Origin of the sequence: Larkinella punicea (assembly GCF_003334855.1) — a bacterium.
In the GTDB taxonomy this organism is placed as follows: Bacteria; Bacteroidota; Bacteroidia; order Cytophagales; family Spirosomataceae; genus Larkinella; species Larkinella punicea.
The window spans coordinates 155,471-171,555 of sequence record NZ_QOWE01000004.1 but is presented as its reverse complement, the minus strand read 5'-3'; the positions used below and the strand labels follow the sequence as shown (position 1 = coordinate 171,555).

The window sequence follows — 16,085 nt, the reverse complement described above, 5'->3', positions numbered from 1 at the left end:
TTCATCATGGACTATTTTAGGAAGAATATTGGTATTCTGGGGAGCACTGTGGGCTTGATGATCAGCCTGACCGTTACCGGTTTTGCCCAATCTTCAGCCCCGAAACCCGTAGCCGACACCCTGCGTAGTCAAACCTTGAAGGAGGTAAACGTAACCGGTATCCGCGAGGGATTTACGCAATCGCTACCCGACGTGCAGGGTACGTATCTGCTGGGTGGCAAGCGGACGGAGGTGGTGCAGTTGGGAGAAATCGACGCGAACATTGCCGAGAAAAACGCCCGGCAGGTGTTCGCCCGGCTTCCGGGTTTGTTCGTCTATGACATGGACGGAACCGGCAACCAGATGAACGTCGCCACGCGCGGGCTGGACCCGCACAGGTCCTGGGAATACAACAGTCGCCAGAACGGGGTTCTGACCAATTCGGACATGTACGGTTATCCGGCCAGCCATTTTTCGCCCCCGATGGAAAGCATCGAGCGGGTCGAACTGGTGCGTGGAACGGCTTCCCTGCAATACGGCGCGCAGTTTGGTGGCATGCTCAACTACGTGACAAAATCGGGCGACACCACCCGCCGGTTTGGTTTTGAAACCGTCAATTCGGTGGGTTCATACGGCTTGCGGAGTACGTACAACGCCATCGGCGGGCGAATCGGGAAGCTGACGTATTACGGGTACTATTACCGGCGGCATTCGGACGGATATCGGGAAAGTGCGACCTCAAACGCCCAGGCCCAGTTTATGAGTTTGCAGTATCAGGCTACGAAGCGGCTCCGGATCAGTGCGGAATTGGGTCGCTCGGAATACGTTTATCGCATTCCGGGTCCGTTGACAGAGGAAATGTTTGCGCAGAATCCGCAACAGGCCACCCGTAATCGGAACTACTTCAACCCCGACATCTGGGTACCATCGCTGCGGCTCGACTGGCAGATGACGGCTCGAACCCGGCTGATGTGGCTGACGTCGGCCGTATTGGGCCAACGGAATAGTGTCCTGTTCGACGCGCTGGCCAATGTGCCGGATACGTTGATCAAGGCAACCGGACAGCCGCGAAACCGGCAGGTCGACATCGATAACTTTCACAGTTATACGTCCGAACTGCGCTTGCTGCACGCATATCAGCTTGGAAATGTGGCCGCTACTGGCGTGGTGGGTATTCAGGTCATGAACAACGACCTGAACCGGCGGCAGCAGGGGAAAGGCACGACAGGCTCCGATTTCGACTTGTCGATCACCGGCCCATTCGGGCGCGATCTGCACTTTTACACCAGCAATGTGGCGGTTTTTGCCGAAAGCCAGTTTCATCTGACGCCGAAGCTGACCGTTTCGCCCGGAATTCGGGTGGAAAGTGGCTTGACCCGGCTGCGGGGAACCATCAGCTATTATGACCCGCTGAAGCTGCCGAACGACATCGACCACCGGTTTGCCCTGCTCGGAATCAATGCCCAATACCGGTTTCGCCCGGAACTGAAAGTGTACGGTGGCTGGTCGCAGGCCTATCGCCCGGTGATTTTCAAGGACATCATTCCGACCTCCGTCTATGAACAAGTCGATAAAAATCTGAAGGATGCGACGGGGTATAACGCGGAAATCGGCCTGGAGGGCTACTGGCCGGGACTGCACGTCAACGTCAGTGCGTTTTATCTGCCGTATCGAAACCGCCTGGGGAGCCTGGTGCTGACCAATCCGGCTGGCGAAAGTTACGTGTTCCGGACCAACGTTGGCGACAGTCGCACCAAAGGCGTCGAGGCATTGGTTGAAGCGCAGTTTTACCGAACCAACCAGTTTGCGCTGACCGGTTTTACTTCGACGGCCTTTGTGGATGCCCGGTATCACAACGCCCGCGTTTCGACGGGAGCGGATAACCAAACCATCGATGGCAACCGGGTGGAATCGGCTCCGCGCTGGACTAGCCGCAACGGACTGACGGCCCGCTACCGCACGTTTAGTCTGACCGCCCAGTTTAGCTACGTCAGCGAGACGTTTTCTGACGCACTGAACACCCCGGAACCGACAGCCAATGGTGCCCGAGGCCCCGTTCCGGCCTACGGCATCTGGGATTTGAACACCACCTGGCGGATCGGACGGCGTTTTACGGTGCGCGGAAGTATCAATAATTTGCTGAATACGGCGTATTTCACCAAGCGTCCCACCTTCTATCCGGGGCCGGGAATCTGGCCCTCCGACGGTCGGACGGGCGTGTTGACGCTAGGAATCAAGTTGTAAGCCGGAAACCGGCGTTTTCGGTGCGATTCGTTCACCTTTTGACTTTACTGCAATGCCCCATATATCCCTTCCTGAGCATTTGCCGGGCATCACCGGTTTGCTCGAATACCGTCTCGATACGGCTTTACCCATCCGGGAATTGACCCAGATCCTGTTGCGGGGCGAGTCGACCCTGACGCCGGGCGAGCGCGAACTGATTGCCACCCTGGTGTCGGCCCGGAACGAAACCCGTTTCTGCACAGCCGCGCACACCAAAGCCGCTGATTTGCTGTTGGGTGACGATGAAACTGCCCGGGCCGTGAAGCAGGATTATGAAACCGCTCCAGTCAGTGAGAAAATGAAAGCCTTGCTGGCCATTGCGGCCCACGCCCAGCGTAGCGGGAAGGATGTGACGCCCGAAGCCGTCGAACGGGCAAAACGGGCGGGAGCCACCGATCGGGAAATCCACGATACGGTATTGATTACGGCCTTGTTCTGTCTGTACAACAAATACGTCGACGGGCTGGCCAGCGTAACACCGACCGATCCGGTGTATTACCAGCGACTCGGCGAACGCATCGTTCAGGGGTATAAACGGCCACCCGGCGGTTTTCCGGTTCCACCCAAAATGTAGTCTCTTTTCAGGATTTCAACGCCCTGTCTTTGACAGAAGTATGCCTTGACCGACTGAAATCATTCCGAATTACGCAACCATCTCCTCCAAAAGACCAAAACTGATGAAGCAAAAACCGTTTACTTTTTTATATAGCCTTCTCGTACTGATTGTCCTGAACGGCACCGCAATCGCCCAGCAAACCCGCCTGTCGGGAACCCTCACCGACGCCGATACCAAAACCCCGCTGTCGGGGGCCAGCATCCTGATCAAAGACCAACTGACCGGCACCACCGCCGACGCTGCGGGCCAGTTTACGCTGACCACCAACCGGCGCGGACCGTGGACGCTGGTCGTCACGATGGTGGGTTATGAACGACAACTGGTTTCGGTAGCGAATGCTGGTCAACCCATCGCCGTATCGCTAAAAGTCAGCACGCAGGTGTTGCAGGATGTGGTGGTAGCTGCTTCGCGCGTGGAAGAAAATATCCTGAAAGCCCCCGTCAGCATTGAGAAAATGGACAACCGGGCCATTCGCGAAACACCCTCGGCGACGTTTTATGAGGGCATCAACAACCTCAAGGGCGTCGATATGGTCACCAGCGGGTTGACCTACAAACAGATCAATACGCGCGGTTTTGCCAGCACCGGCAACACCCGGTTTTTGCAATTGATCGACGGGATCGACAACCAGCCCGCCGGTTTCGGTTTTTCGGTTGGTAACATGTTTGGACTCTCGGATCTCGATGTCGAAAGCGTCGAACTGGTGCCGGGATCGGCCTCGGCCTTGTACGGCCCGACGGCTTTCAACGGGGCCTTGCTGATGCATTCGAAAGATCCCTTTCAGTTTCAGGGGCTAAGTGCGCAGGCCAAAGTGGGCGTCAACCATGTCAATGACCCGAATACCGGTGCCGCGCTGTACCACGATTATGCCCTGCGGTATGCAAAGGCGTTTAACAACAAGCTGGCTTTCAAACTGAATGTCGCCTACATGAAGGGGCTGGACTGGTTTGCCACAGATTATACTGACGTCGATGCCACCACACCTGCCGAACAAAAGGGACGCAACAACCCGGCTTACAACGGCCTGAATGTGTATGGCGATGAGGTAAACCGCACCATCACCGGCATCGGCAAAGTGGCCCGCACCGGCTACGAAGAGCGGTATTTGACGGATTACAACGTCTATAGCCTGAAACTGAACGGAGCTTTGCATTACCGGATCACACCCAATCTGGAAGCGATTTATTCCTACAGTTATTCAAAAGGAACGGCCAATTATACCGGCAGCAACCGGTTTTCGGTCAACGGTTTTTCGTTGCTTCAGCATCGCATCGAACTGCGGGGAGCTAATTTCTTTGTCCGGGGCTACACCAATCAGGAAGACTCACACGATTCGTTCAACTCCCGTTCGCTGGGTCAGCAGGTGGGCCGGACGTGGGTGCGCGACCTGAATGGTGCCGTGGTTCCGGCCAATCAGGCCGATGAAATGTGGTTTACACGTTACACGGCGGCTTTTCAGGGCAAGGTGCAGGGCGTCACGACGGCCGATCACACAGCCGCCCGGCGCTTTGCCGATCAGGGGCGGTATCTGCCCGGTTCAGCGGAGTTTGATCGTGAGAAGGCGCGGCTGAAAAAGATTCAGGGATTGAACGGCGCCGGTATTCTGAGCCAGACGAAAATGTACCATGTCGATGCGCAGTACAATTTTTCGTCGGCCCTGGAAGCCGCCGGTTTGTCGAAAACTGAAGTGCTGGCCGGCGGCAATTTCCGCCAGTTCAGTCTGTTCACAAACGGAACGCTGTTCGACGACAAAGGGGGGCGCATTCTGTACAATGAGTTCGGAGCCTTTGTCCAGGCCAGCCAGCGGCTTTTGGCCGACAAGCTGAAGCTGACGGTGTCGGGGCGGTACGATAAAAACCAGAATTTTGCGGGATATTTCACGCCCAGAGCGTCCCTGGTTTTTTCCCCGACCGAAGCGCATAATTTCCGGGCCTCGTTTCAAACCGGTTTTCGCAACCCGACGCCGAGCGACCAGTTTATCAAGCTAAATGTCGGCCCAATCACCATTCTGGGAGGAGCACCCGCCAACAGCGCGGGCATGAACGTCTACGAAAATTCGATCAATTCCCCGTCTGTCGGCGGTTTTGTCAATGGTTTTCTGGCCGATGTACAGGCCGGAAAAACACCCCAGCAGGCGGTGATGAACAACAAGGACAAACTGCAAAAATTGAATGTGGCCTACATCAAACCCGAAAAGGTACAGAGCTTTGAGGTCGGTTACCGCGGGTTGATCAACAACCGGCTGGCCGTCGATGCCAATTATTACTTCGGTGAATACCAGAACTTTATCCTGAATCAGGTCGTGATCCGGCCCGACAACCCGGTTTTGGGCAGCGACGGAAAAATCAATCCCGCAGCCGCGCAGGACATTCTGAATACCAAATACCAGGTTTTTCAATTGTATACCAATGCCACCGACCGCGTAACGGCGCAGGGAGCCACGCTGGGCCTGACGTATTATGTGCCGGGCGGTTTTACGATTGGCGGCAACGGAACCTGGTCGGCCTTCAACCTGAAAGGCGCTAATCCCAACAACATTCCGGCTTTCAATACGCCGAAATACAAAACGAACGTGACGGTTGGAAACCGCAACCTGGCCAAAAACCTCGGCTTCAACGTGGCCTGGCACTGGCAGGATTCATTCGACTGGGTGGGGTCATTCAACGACCTGCGTCCGGGGAAGATTCAGGCCTATCACCTGCTCGACGCGCAGGTCACCTACCGGGTTCCGTCGCTGAAAACCGCCCTGAAAATGGGAGCCAGCAACCTGACCAACCAATACGTTGTGCAGGCTTACGGGTCTCCGGCGGTGGGCGGTCTGTATTACATTTCTTTAACGTTTGACCAGGGAATGCGCTAAGATGGAAACCATTCAACTCACGGCTGCTCCAACGACATCGGCCTACCGAAGCCGGGTGTTTGCGCTCTGTATGCTGGTGTATATTTTCAGCGGCACGGTTTCTACCTTAATGTCAACCTACCTGCCGGTGGTCGTCCGCGACTTGCTGGGGCAGGCCGACCAGGCCGAACTCGACCGGGTCAGTGCCTACGTCGGGGCCACGTTTCTGTATGGCTGGATGCTGGGCGGCATGAGTTTCGGCTATTTTGGCGACCGGCTGGGCCGCGTCCGGTCGCTGGTCGGGGCGGTGGTGTTATACGGCGGTTGTACGCTGCTGACGGCTTTTGCTCCCAACTGGCTCACCGTCGTGCTGCGGTTTGCCACCGGTTTTGGCATCGGGGGCGTGTTGGTGCTGACGACGGTAATCGTGTCCGAAATCTGGCCGGAGCGCAACCGACCTGTTGCGATGGGCATTCTGGCGGTGGCTTTTCCGGTCGGGATTATGTTGTCCGGGTGGGTCAATAACCTGATCTCCGACTGGCGGCAGGCGTTCTGGATCGGCGGTATTCCGCTGGTTGTTGGCGCTTTGATTGCGGGTTTGGTACAGGAACCAGCAGGCTGGAAACGGGTTCATCAGCAAACCGCCGATGCCAATGTCAGCCTGTTCGATCCGCAATACCGCCGGTCGTTGTGGCTGGGTTCGCTGGCATTCGGGGCGATGCTGGTAGGTTTGTGGGCGGTTTTTTCGTGGGTGCCGACCTGGGTGCAGAGCCTGGTGGTGGGTGATGCGCGGAAAGCGCGCGGTTTATCGATGATGCTGATGGGCAGCGGGGGGGTGCTGGGCGGAATCCTGTCGGGTTTCATTTTCAAACGGGTCGGCCACCGGCGAACCATGCTGTTCGTTTTTGCCGCCTGTTTCGTCATGGCCGCGGTGGTTTTCAAAACGAACACGACCCTTTCCCCCATTGTTTATCTCGAAATGGCCACGCTGGCCGTGCTTTTCGGCATCAGCCAGGGCACCATGTCGGCCTATTTGCCCGAACTTTTTCCCACCCCGTTGCGGGGCCGGGCCACCGGTTTTTGTTTCAACATCGGTCGGCTGGTGACGGCAACGGCGGTCCTTTTTATTGGTACGCTGGTGGCGGTGTTGGGCGGGTATGGATCGGCAATTTTTGCCTTTTCCGGTACGTTCGTCATTGGCTTTATTGCCACCTGGCGCACAAAACCCAGACAGCAATCAGCCCTGACAGCGGTCGAAGACCCTGTCAGCGGCTGATTGGTATTATTACGGCTTATTCTAAAGCCGCTGACAGGGTTTCCAACCGCTGTCAGGGCAAACAAATCATCAAAAAAATGGCACACATTCAAGTTCCTGAAGGCATTCCCGGTATTCGCAGCCTGGTCATGTACCGACCCGATACCGGCCAGCATCTGTACGCCTTGGCGCAGGCGTTGTTGCGAAATGAATCGCCCCTGAGCGAAGCCGAACGCGAGCTGATCGCGACCTTTGTGTCGTCGCTCAACGACTGTCATTTCTGCGCCGGGAGCCATGCGGCTGCGGCCCGGTTTCTCCTGGGAAAAGACAAAGAGCTGGTCGATCAGGTGATCGCGGATTACCAAACCGCCCCGGTTTCCGACAAGATGAAAGCCTTGCTGACGATTGCCAAACACGTTCAGCAGGATGCCCGCACGGTTTCGGAGGAACTGGTGGCCGACGCTCGCCAGCACGGGGCCACCGACCGCGACATTCACGATACGGTGTTGATTGCCGCCACGTTCTGCCTGTTTAACCGGTATGTCGACGGACTGGCCAGCCTGACCCCGACGGACCCGGCGGCTTACGAAGCCATGGGCGAGCGCATGGGAACCCTGGGGTATGTGATGCCAAAACCGGTAGTATAAAAGTGTAGGGTTAAAACCATGTTCCTATGAAAACGATGCTCCTTTTTATCCTCGGCATTCTGCTGCTGACGGCCACTGAAATTGCAAAAGTCTACTTCATCATGCCGATGCCGGGCAGTCAGGAAGCCGAAACGATTGATTTTGCCTACTGGATTCATCAGAATAGCTGGTTTATTCGGATTGCGGGCTGGTTGCTCATCGCGTATCCGACCTACCGCCTGCTGGCGGCACCGAAACGCGTGGGTCGGAAAACCGTCGTGCTGGCGCTGCTGGCCGTTTATGGCGTGGTTTTTTACCTGTTCAACTTCCGGTTTCTGGCCGAAAAAATGTTTTACCAGCCAAAAGAAACGGTGATGCTGGATTTAAAGGCCAGTAAAATCCCGGCCGACAAGGTGGTGTTGGGGCTGGTTGTAAACGGGCAGGCGCGGGCTTACCCGATCCAGTTCATTGGCTATCACCACCAGGTTCGCGACACGGTGGGCGGTGAGCCGGTTATGATTACATACTGCACGGTTTGCCGCACGGGCCGGGTATTTCGACCGCTGGTGGGCGACAAAATTGAAGAGTTCCGGCTGGTGGGCATGGATCATTTCAATGCGATGTTTGAAGACAAAACGACCGGTAGCTGGTGGCGGCAGGTCAACGGCGAAGCCATCGCCGGCCCGTTGAAGGGCCAGTATCTACCCGGTTTTCAGGCCGAACAAATGACGTTGCAGGCCTGGACCGAACTGCATCCCGAAACGCTGGTACTCCAGCCGGATTCGACCTTCAAGGAGCAGTATGCCAGCATGGAACCGTACGAAAAAGGAAAAGTGAAACGGAAACTGACGGGGCGCGACAGTCTGTCGTGGAAGCCGAAATCGTGGGTGGTGGGCGTGGAGCGTAACCAGGCGGCCCGCGCTTACGACTGGAGTCAGTTACTGAAACAGAAAATTACAAACGATAGTCTGGCGGGAACACCGCTGTTGCTCATGGTGGCGTCCGACAGCGCGACCTTCCACGTCTGGAACCGGAACGTAAACGGCCAGGTCCTGCATTTTACGGTGGATTCGACGGATTCATTTCGGGACCGGGAAACCGGGTCGGTTTGGAACCGGCACGGCGTCTGCACAGAAGGTTTGCTGAAAGGCAAGAAACTGGCCCGGATTCCGGCCACGCAGGAATACCTGCATTCGTGGGAAACGTTTCATCCGGCCACGACCCGGTATTTGTGAAAGAAGACAAGAGAGGTGAAAGACTCATTTGTGGATTTTTTATTAAATTTTCGACCTCTAAGCAAATCATTCTGGCTCGGTCGTTAAACACTCGGTGGGGAAATCCGGTTATGTTTTTTGAAAATTGAATGCCCTTTTCCACCACACGTTTTGAAAAATTGCACGATCGATGAGCCTGACTTCCTCCCAAAAATCTGCCCTGCCACTTCCTTCTTTCCCCAAAGCCCTGACCGGTATTGTTGGTCTGGATGAAATCACGGGCGGAGGATTACCAAAAGACCGGCCCACGCTGATTTGCGGGGGAACGGGTTGCGGAAAAACTTTATTCTCCATCGAATTCATTGTTCACGGCGCGATGCTGTATGGCGAGCCCGGAGTTTTTATGTCCTTCGAGGAGAAAGCCGAAGAACTGGTTTTAAACGTGGCTTCGCTCGGCTACGACCTGAACCAGCTCCAGCAGGATAAGCTGATCAAACTCGATCATGTGCGGATTGAACGGAGCGAAATTGAGGAAACCGGCGAATACGATCTGGACGGTCTTTTCATCCGGCTGGGACACGCCATCGACAGCATTGGGGCGAAACGCGTGGTGCTGGACACCATCGAAAACCTGTTTTCGGGCCTGATCGATCAGGGAATCTTGCGGGCGGAACTCCGGCGGTTGTTCGAATGGCTGAAAGCCAAAAAAGTGACGACCATCATCACCGGCGAAAAAGGTGATGGCACGCTGACCCGCCACGGGCTGGAAGAATACATTTCCGACTGTGTGATTCTGCTCGACCACCGGGTTGCCAACCAGATCTCTACCCGGCTTTTGCGCATCGTCAAATACCGGGGGTCGATGCATGGCACCAATGAATATCCTTTTTTGATCGACCAGAGTGGCATCTCGGTGTTGCCGGTTACGTCGCTCACCCTGACGCACGATGTAACGTCGGAACGGATTTCGTCCGGAATTCCGTCGCTGGACAAAATGCTGGAGGGAAAAGGGTTTTTCAGAGGCAGCAGCATTCTGGTTTCGGGAACCGCCGGCACGGGAAAAACGAGCATTGCCGCCAGTTTTGCCCACGAAGCCTGCAATCGGAAAGAACGTTGTATTTACTTTGCGTTTGAGGAGTCACCGCAGCAGATCATCCGGAACATGCGCTCGATCGGGTTCGATCTCCAGCAGCACATTGATGCCGGTCTGTTGAAATTTCACGCTTCACGGCCCACGCTCAACGGACTGGAAATGCACCTGGTGTCGATCCATAAGATGATCGAAGAATTTGATCCTCAATTGGTTGTGCTGGATCCTATTACCAACCTGATTACGGTGGGTACGGTCAGTGAAGTGAAGTCAATGCTGATTCGGCTGATCGATTTTCTGCAATCGAAGCAAATTACGGTGATGTTTACGGCGCTTTCGCTGAACACCATCGTGAGCGAACAAACGGACGAGGGGGTTTCGTCGCTGGTGGATGCCTGGTTGCTGGTGCGGGATATTGAGTCGAATGGCGAACGCAACCGGGGCATGTACGTCATGAAGTCGCGCGGCATGAAACATTCCAATCAGGTGCGTGAGTTTGTGATTACGGACGAGGGTTTGCATCTGGTGGATGTCTTTTTAAGCCCCGAGGGGGTGCTGACGGGCTCGGCGCGGGAAGCCCAGCAATTGCAGGAAGTGACCGGCAAGGCATTACGCGATTACGCCGTCAATCGCAAAGACCGGGAAATCGAACGCAAACGCCTGGTGCTGGAGTCGAAGATTGCGAGCTTGAAAGAAGAGTTCGAATCCGTACAGGATGAATTGAATAAAGCCTACGTGGAAGAGGAGTTGCGAAAGGATGTGCTGGAGAAAAACCGGGAACAACTAATCAAAAACCGTCATAATGAGCAATAGCCACCGAAACGGAATGGAAACAAAAGAGGAAATTTGGGAGTTAAGACTCTACGTTGCCGGCAAAACGGCGAAATCCGTGACAGCGCTGGCTAATCTGAAGCGGTATTGTGAGGAGCATCTGAAAGACAAGTACGTCATCGAGGTCATTGACTTGCTGGTTCAGCCGCAACTGGCTGAAGGAGACCAGATTCTGGCCATTCCGACGCTGGTTAAAAAGGTGCCCGAACCCATCCGGAAGATTATTGGCGATTTGTCGAACGAAGAAAAAGTGTTGGTTGGATTGAACATTCGTCCGGCAAAAAAATAGCATGATTGAGCAAGTAATAACTCCGGATATACATTCTGATGGCGACGGGCAGAAGTATGAATTGCGCCTGTTTGTAACCGGGGCTTCGATTAATTCAATCCGTGCCATTGCCAATCTGAAACACATTTGTGAAACGTATCTTGCGGGAAACTATACCCTGGAAATTATTGATGTCTACCAGCAACGAATGCTTGCCGAAAGCGAGCAGATTATTGCTTTACCTTTATTGATAAAAAAAATGCCCTTGCCCCAGCGTAGGCTGATCGGCGATATGTCGGACACCGAAAAGGTGCTTAAAGGCCTGGGCATTGCTCATACCAGTTAATGAAACCGGTTAAAACCTACGAACAGCTCGTCCAGGAAAACGAAGCCTTGCTGATCCAGTTGGAGGAGGCCACCGAGACCATTCATGCCATACGAACGGGTCAGGTCGATGCGTTGGTGGTGCAGGGAAAGGACGGACACGAACTTTACAGCCTCAAAACCGCCGATCAGACGTACCGGGTGTTTATCGAAACGATGAACGAAGGGGCGGTAACGCTGAATGAAGCAGGATTGATTCTTTACTGCAATTCAAAATTTGCGTCGATGGTGGGCATGCCGCTGTCGAAGGTGATTGCCCTGTCGTTCGATACATTTATTCCTGCCGAATACAAAGACCGCTACAACAGCCTGTTTAATGATGGGTGGACCGAAGACCGCAAAGTTGAAATCTGCATCCTTAGTACGGATAGGGAGGTACCCTGCCAGCTTTCCGTAACGACGCTGGAACTGGATGGCGGCACTTCGATGAGCGTCATCGTAACTGATCTCACGGTTCAGAAGGCCACCCAGCGGCTGCTCAAGTCCAACAACGACCGGCTGGAGGAAATGAACACGGCGCTCGAAGTCAGCAACCACGACCTGCAGCAGTTTGCGTCGGTGGCGTCGCACGATTTGCAGGAGCCGTTGCGCAAAATCCAGATGTTTTCGGAATTGTTGAAAGACAAACACATCGACGAACTGCCCATCGACAGCGTGCGGTATCTGGAAAAAATTATCGACTCTTCCAACCGGATGCGCACCATGATCATCGACATCCTGAGTTATTCCCGGCTATCGACGCATTCGGATACCTACGTTCTGACCGATCTCAACAAACTGCTCAATGAGGTATTGAAAGATTTTGAACTCCGGATTCAGGAGAAAAAAGCCCGTGTGCAGATTGATCCATTGCCCGAAGTGGAAGTGAATCAGGGGCAGATCCGGCAGGTTTTCCAAAATCTGATCAGCAACGCGCTGAAGTTTTCCAAAGCCAATCAGCCGCCGGTAATCGAAATCAAGGCGACTTACCCCGCCGAGTCCGAAACGAAGGATGAGGAACCGATGTGTTCCATTTTGATTACCGACAACGGGATTGGGTTCGATGAACAATACGTCGACAAAATATTTTCGCTGTTTCAGCGATTGAACACCAAGGATATTTACGAAGGGTCGGGCATCGGACTGGCGGTTACCAAACGCATTATCGATAAACATAATGGCCGGATCAGGGCACAAAGTAAGGAAGGAATGGGTTCTACATTCATTATTAGCTTACCTTTGAGGCAACATAAACCGGCTTGAAATGGCTTTTGACCTATCCAGAAAGAAAATCTTACTGGCTGAAGATGATGGGGATGACCGTGAATTTTTCATTGATTTTTTAGGGAGTCGCACCGATATTGAACTGCTGCCCGGCGTAACATCGGGGGTCGAATTGCTCGACTACCTGCATCGAATCACGTCGCCCGATGAACTGCCGGATATTGTCATTCTGGATCAGAACATGCCCAAGCTGACGGGGAAAGAAACGCTGACAGCCATCAAAGCTACGGATTGGCTGGCGCAGATTGCCGTCGTTATTTATTCCACCTACGTCGGCCGGGAGTTGATTGACGAGTGCCTGAAACTGGGGGCGGTTTCGGTGAAATCCAAGCCCGTTTCGAAGGACGGTTACAACGAGATGATGAACGAAATTCTGGCGGCATGCCATCGCGTGTCCGTTAGTTAAACGCTTGCTAATCAGGTTGATTATGGCCAAAAGTACCAAAACTTCCCGTTCGGCCTCTGCGGCTTATAAACTGGCAAATCTGCCTTCCGATGGTCAGATCCGTGTCATGATCGAACGGGTTTCGCCCGAACTCGATGGCGGGCGGTTTCCGATCAAGGCCGTTCCCGGTGATCTCATTGCCGTTGAAGCGGATATTTTTCTGGATGGTCACGACAAACTGGCTGCCCGACTGCTTTATAAACATCCGGATGATCCGGCCTGGATTGAAGTGCCGATGGTTTTTATCAATAATGACCGCTGGGGCGCGTCGTTTTCGGTCGAAAAACCGGGGCTGTATGCCTACACCATCGAAGGCTGGGTGGATCACATCGCTTCCTGGAAACACGAAGTCGAATTGAAAGTGGCGGCTGGTCAACGGCTGACGAGCGAACTCAAAGCCGGGGCGGTTTACGTCGAAGGCATGGCACAACGGGCCGAAGGGGATGATAAACCGACGCTGGAGTGGCTGGCCGGTTTGCTGGAAGCCGGGGCGGATGAATACAACGATGCGGCTTACCAGGAGTCTGTTCAGTTTGTAGAAAGCGATCTGTTTACGGACCTCATCCAGCGGTATCCGGAGCGGAAACACCCGGCCCGGTATGCCCGTGAACTTGTGGTGGACGTCGATCGGCCCAAAGCCGGTTTCAGTACGTGGTATTGCCTGTTCCCGCGATCTGCTTCGCAGGAACAGGGTGCCGGGGGTGCGCCCACCCACGGCACGTTTCGGGATGTGGAAAAGCTGCTGCCGCGCATTGAAGCGATGGGTTTCGACGTGCTCTATCTGCCGCCGATTCATCCCATTGGAGAGTCGTTTCGGAAAGGAAAAAATAATAATGTGGTTTCGCAGCCCGGCGAACCGGGCGTACCCTACGGTATCGGTTCGGAACTGGGCGGTCACACGGCCATTCACCCCGAATTGGGAACCCTCGACGACTTCAAACACCTGATTGCCATTGCCCGAAACCACGGCATGGAGGTGGCGATGGATCTGGCCATTCAGGTGTCGCCCGATCATCCCTGGGCCAAAGACCACCCCGAATGGTTTAAAAAGCGACCCGACGGCACCATCCAATACGCTGAAAATCCGCCGAAAAAATACCAGGATATTTACCCGGTTTATTTTGAAACCGACGACTGGCAGAGCCTCTGGATCGAAATGAAGGAGACGATGCTGACGTGGGCGTCGTGGGGCGTCCGGATCATCCGGGTCGACAACCCGCATACCAAGCCGTTTCAGTTCTGGGAATGGCTGATTGCGGAAGTCAAGAAGATCTATCCTGACCTGCTATTTCTGGCCGAAGCTTTCACCAAACCGAAGGTGATGCAGCAACTGGCGAAGCGCGGTTTTGCCCAGTCGTACACCTATTTCACCTGGCGCAACACCAAACACGAGCTGGAGGAATACCTGACGGAACTGACGCAGGGCGAAATGAAGCGCTATTATCGCCCAAATTTCTGGCCGACTACCCACGACATCAACCCCTACATTCTGCAATCGGGCCACGAACCGCAGTTTTTGATCCGGTTTTTGCTGGCAGCCACGCTGTCGTCCAACTACGGTATTTACGGGCCGTCGTTCGAGTTGATGGAACACCTGCCGTTTCCGGGCAAGGAAGAATACATCGACTCGGAAAAATACGAGATCCGGCATTGGGACTGGCACCGCACCAACCGGCTGACGTACCTGATCGGGCTGGTCAACCGCATCCGAAGGGAAAACCCGGCTTTGCAAACCACCAACAACCTGACGTTCTGCCGCATCGACGACGACGCGCTGATGGCCTATCTGAAGGTGACGGGCCACAACCGGCTGCTCATGGTGATCAATACCGATGCCTACAACCGGCGGGCGGGCATGGTGCAGGTGCCGATCTGGCAGTTGGGTATCGCCGATGGACAGGAATACGTGGTGCACGATTTACTGACCGGAGCGCAATATACCTGGAAAGGGCAGTGGAATTACGTCGAACTCGATCCGTACCTGTTGCCCATGCACTTGCTGAAAATCGAAGCCTGACCGTTTTGGCGGTTGAAGCGGCTGATGGGTCCCTAAAAAGAAGTGCCATTGCCTAAGAAATGCGGCTACAATTGCCCTGAATGCGGTTACTATATAAAACGTGCAACAACAGCATTTTTATTGGTAAACAACATGATTCAGGAAGCGATTCAATACCCTGCGTTGATCAAATACCTGAAAGGGTTCAGCAATTATACGTGGGTGCATTACGGCGACGGGCGCAAGGTTTTGTTGGCGAAATCCCTGGTTTTTTTCGAAAAGAAACTCTCCGGTTTTCTTCGGGTTCATAAAACGGCACTGGTTAATCCCCATTACATTGCTGATTTTCAGGCTCCTCCGGGACATAAAATGGCGGGTTCGGTTAGCCTGCGGGATGGTGAAACGCTACCCGTCAGCCGTCGGCGCTGGAGTCTGATCATCGATCCGCTTCTGGTTACGATGCTGCCGTCTTCATTGCCGGCCCATGGGGAGCCGGTCAGTTCTCCGTTTGTGGCTCTGGCTGGGCTCGAAAAAAAACACCCGTCCGTGGCTTCCCGGCGGATGTGGATGGTGATGGCCGATGAGCTAAAAAGCGGTTTGGTGCAGCAACTGATGGGTGAAAAATGGTCGCAGTGGGGGCTGAAGCTATTCGATACCGGCAACGGACTTCAGAAAGTAATCGCCGGCATTGGAGAGGCCGACATGCCCGCCGTGATTGTGTTGGACGGGAGCCAGCCGGGCAGTTTGCTCACGTTGCAAACGCTCAAAAACAATTCCCGCTTCCGGTTTATTCCCACCATTCTGCTGTCATCGGCCGGTAATTACGACCAGGCTCAACAGGGATATGCATCGGGAGCCAATTCGGTTATTGTCTATCCCACCGATCTGCCCCGGTTCATTCAGGTGCTGGAAAAAATGTTTCGGTATTGGCTGTCGGTCGCATCTGCGCCACAGGCTGGGAACGTCCGCTCTTGCTGAGTGGCCCGGTTTCGGGGC

Annotated in this window: 13 protein-coding genes; all 13 read left to right on the top strand. The window is 54.5% G+C overall.

The window, feature by feature from the left end; translation table 11 throughout:
• Positions 1-6: 6 nt before the first annotated feature.
• The 13 genes from DUE52_RS06005 to DUE52_RS05945 all read left to right on the top strand — a co-directional run bounded on the left by DUE52_RS06005 (position 7) and on the right by DUE52_RS05945 (position 16,067).
• On the top strand, positions 7-2,223 hold the full coding sequence (locus tag DUE52_RS06005; RefSeq protein WP_114405075.1) for a TonB-dependent receptor family protein: 2,217 nt from the start codon (positions 7-9) through the stop codon (positions 2,221-2,223).
• 52 nt (positions 2,224-2,275) lie between these two features.
• Positions 2,276-2,836: a carboxymuconolactone decarboxylase family protein gene (locus tag DUE52_RS06000; protein ID WP_114405074.1), complete on the top strand. Its 561-nt coding sequence runs from the start codon at positions 2,276-2,278 to the stop codon at positions 2,834-2,836.
• 103 nt (positions 2,837-2,939) lie between these two features.
• On the top strand, positions 2,940-5,738 hold the full coding sequence (locus DUE52_RS05995) for a TonB-dependent receptor (protein ID WP_114405073.1): 2,799 nt from the start codon (positions 2,940-2,942) through the stop codon (positions 5,736-5,738).
• Position 5,739: 1 nt separating this feature from the next.
• Positions 5,740-6,993 (top strand): MFS transporter, encoded by a 1,254-nt coding sequence (locus DUE52_RS05990; protein ID WP_114405072.1) that lies wholly within the window; start codon positions 5,740-5,742, stop codon positions 6,991-6,993.
• Positions 6,994-7,070: 77 nt separating this feature from the next.
• On the top strand, positions 7,071-7,619 hold the full coding sequence (locus DUE52_RS05985; RefSeq protein WP_114405071.1) for a carboxymuconolactone decarboxylase family protein: 549 nt from the start codon (positions 7,071-7,073) through the stop codon (positions 7,617-7,619).
• 26 nt (positions 7,620-7,645) lie between these two features.
• On the top strand, positions 7,646-8,833 hold the full coding sequence (locus tag DUE52_RS05980; protein ID WP_114405070.1) for a DUF3179 domain-containing (seleno)protein: 1,188 nt from the start codon (positions 7,646-7,648) through the stop codon (positions 8,831-8,833).
• Positions 8,834-9,002: 169 nt separating this feature from the next.
• The gene (gene kaiC / locus DUE52_RS05975) at positions 9,003-10,715 is read left to right on the top strand and encodes a circadian clock protein KaiC (RefSeq protein ID WP_114405069.1); all 1,713 of its coding nucleotides are present in this window, start codon (positions 9,003-9,005) and stop codon (positions 10,713-10,715) included.
• A 13-nt stretch (positions 10,716-10,728) separates the two neighbouring features.
• Positions 10,729-11,022 carry a circadian clock KaiB family protein gene (locus DUE52_RS05970; protein WP_114405237.1) on the top strand — a complete coding sequence of 98 codons (294 nt, stop codon included), beginning with the start codon at positions 10,729-10,731 and terminating at the stop codon, positions 11,020-11,022.
• A 1-nt stretch (position 11,023) separates the two neighbouring features.
• A complete protein-coding gene (locus DUE52_RS05965) occupies positions 11,024-11,347 on the top strand; it encodes a circadian clock KaiB family protein (protein WP_114405068.1) in 324 nt (107 codons plus the stop codon).
• On the top strand, positions 11,347-12,627 hold the full coding sequence (locus DUE52_RS05960) for a sensor histidine kinase (RefSeq protein WP_114405067.1): 1,281 nt from the start codon (positions 11,347-11,349) through the stop codon (positions 12,625-12,627). Before DUE52_RS05965 ends, DUE52_RS05960 begins: the two co-directional genes overlap by 1 nt.
• Position 12,628: 1 nt before the next feature.
• Entirely contained in the window at positions 12,629-13,054 is a 426-nt protein-coding gene (locus DUE52_RS05955) for a response regulator (RefSeq protein ID WP_114405066.1), read from the top strand.
• A gap of 22 nt (positions 13,055-13,076) precedes the next feature.
• On the top strand, positions 13,077-15,110 hold the full coding sequence (locus DUE52_RS05950) for an alpha-1,4-glucan--maltose-1-phosphate maltosyltransferase (RefSeq protein WP_114405065.1): 2,034 nt from the start codon (positions 13,077-13,079) through the stop codon (positions 15,108-15,110).
• A 132-nt stretch (positions 15,111-15,242) separates the two neighbouring features.
• Positions 15,243-16,067 carry a response regulator transcription factor gene (locus tag DUE52_RS05945; RefSeq protein ID WP_114405064.1) on the top strand — a complete coding sequence of 275 codons (825 nt, stop codon included), beginning with the start codon at positions 15,243-15,245 and terminating at the stop codon, positions 16,065-16,067.
• Positions 16,068-16,085 lie beyond the last annotated feature (18 nt).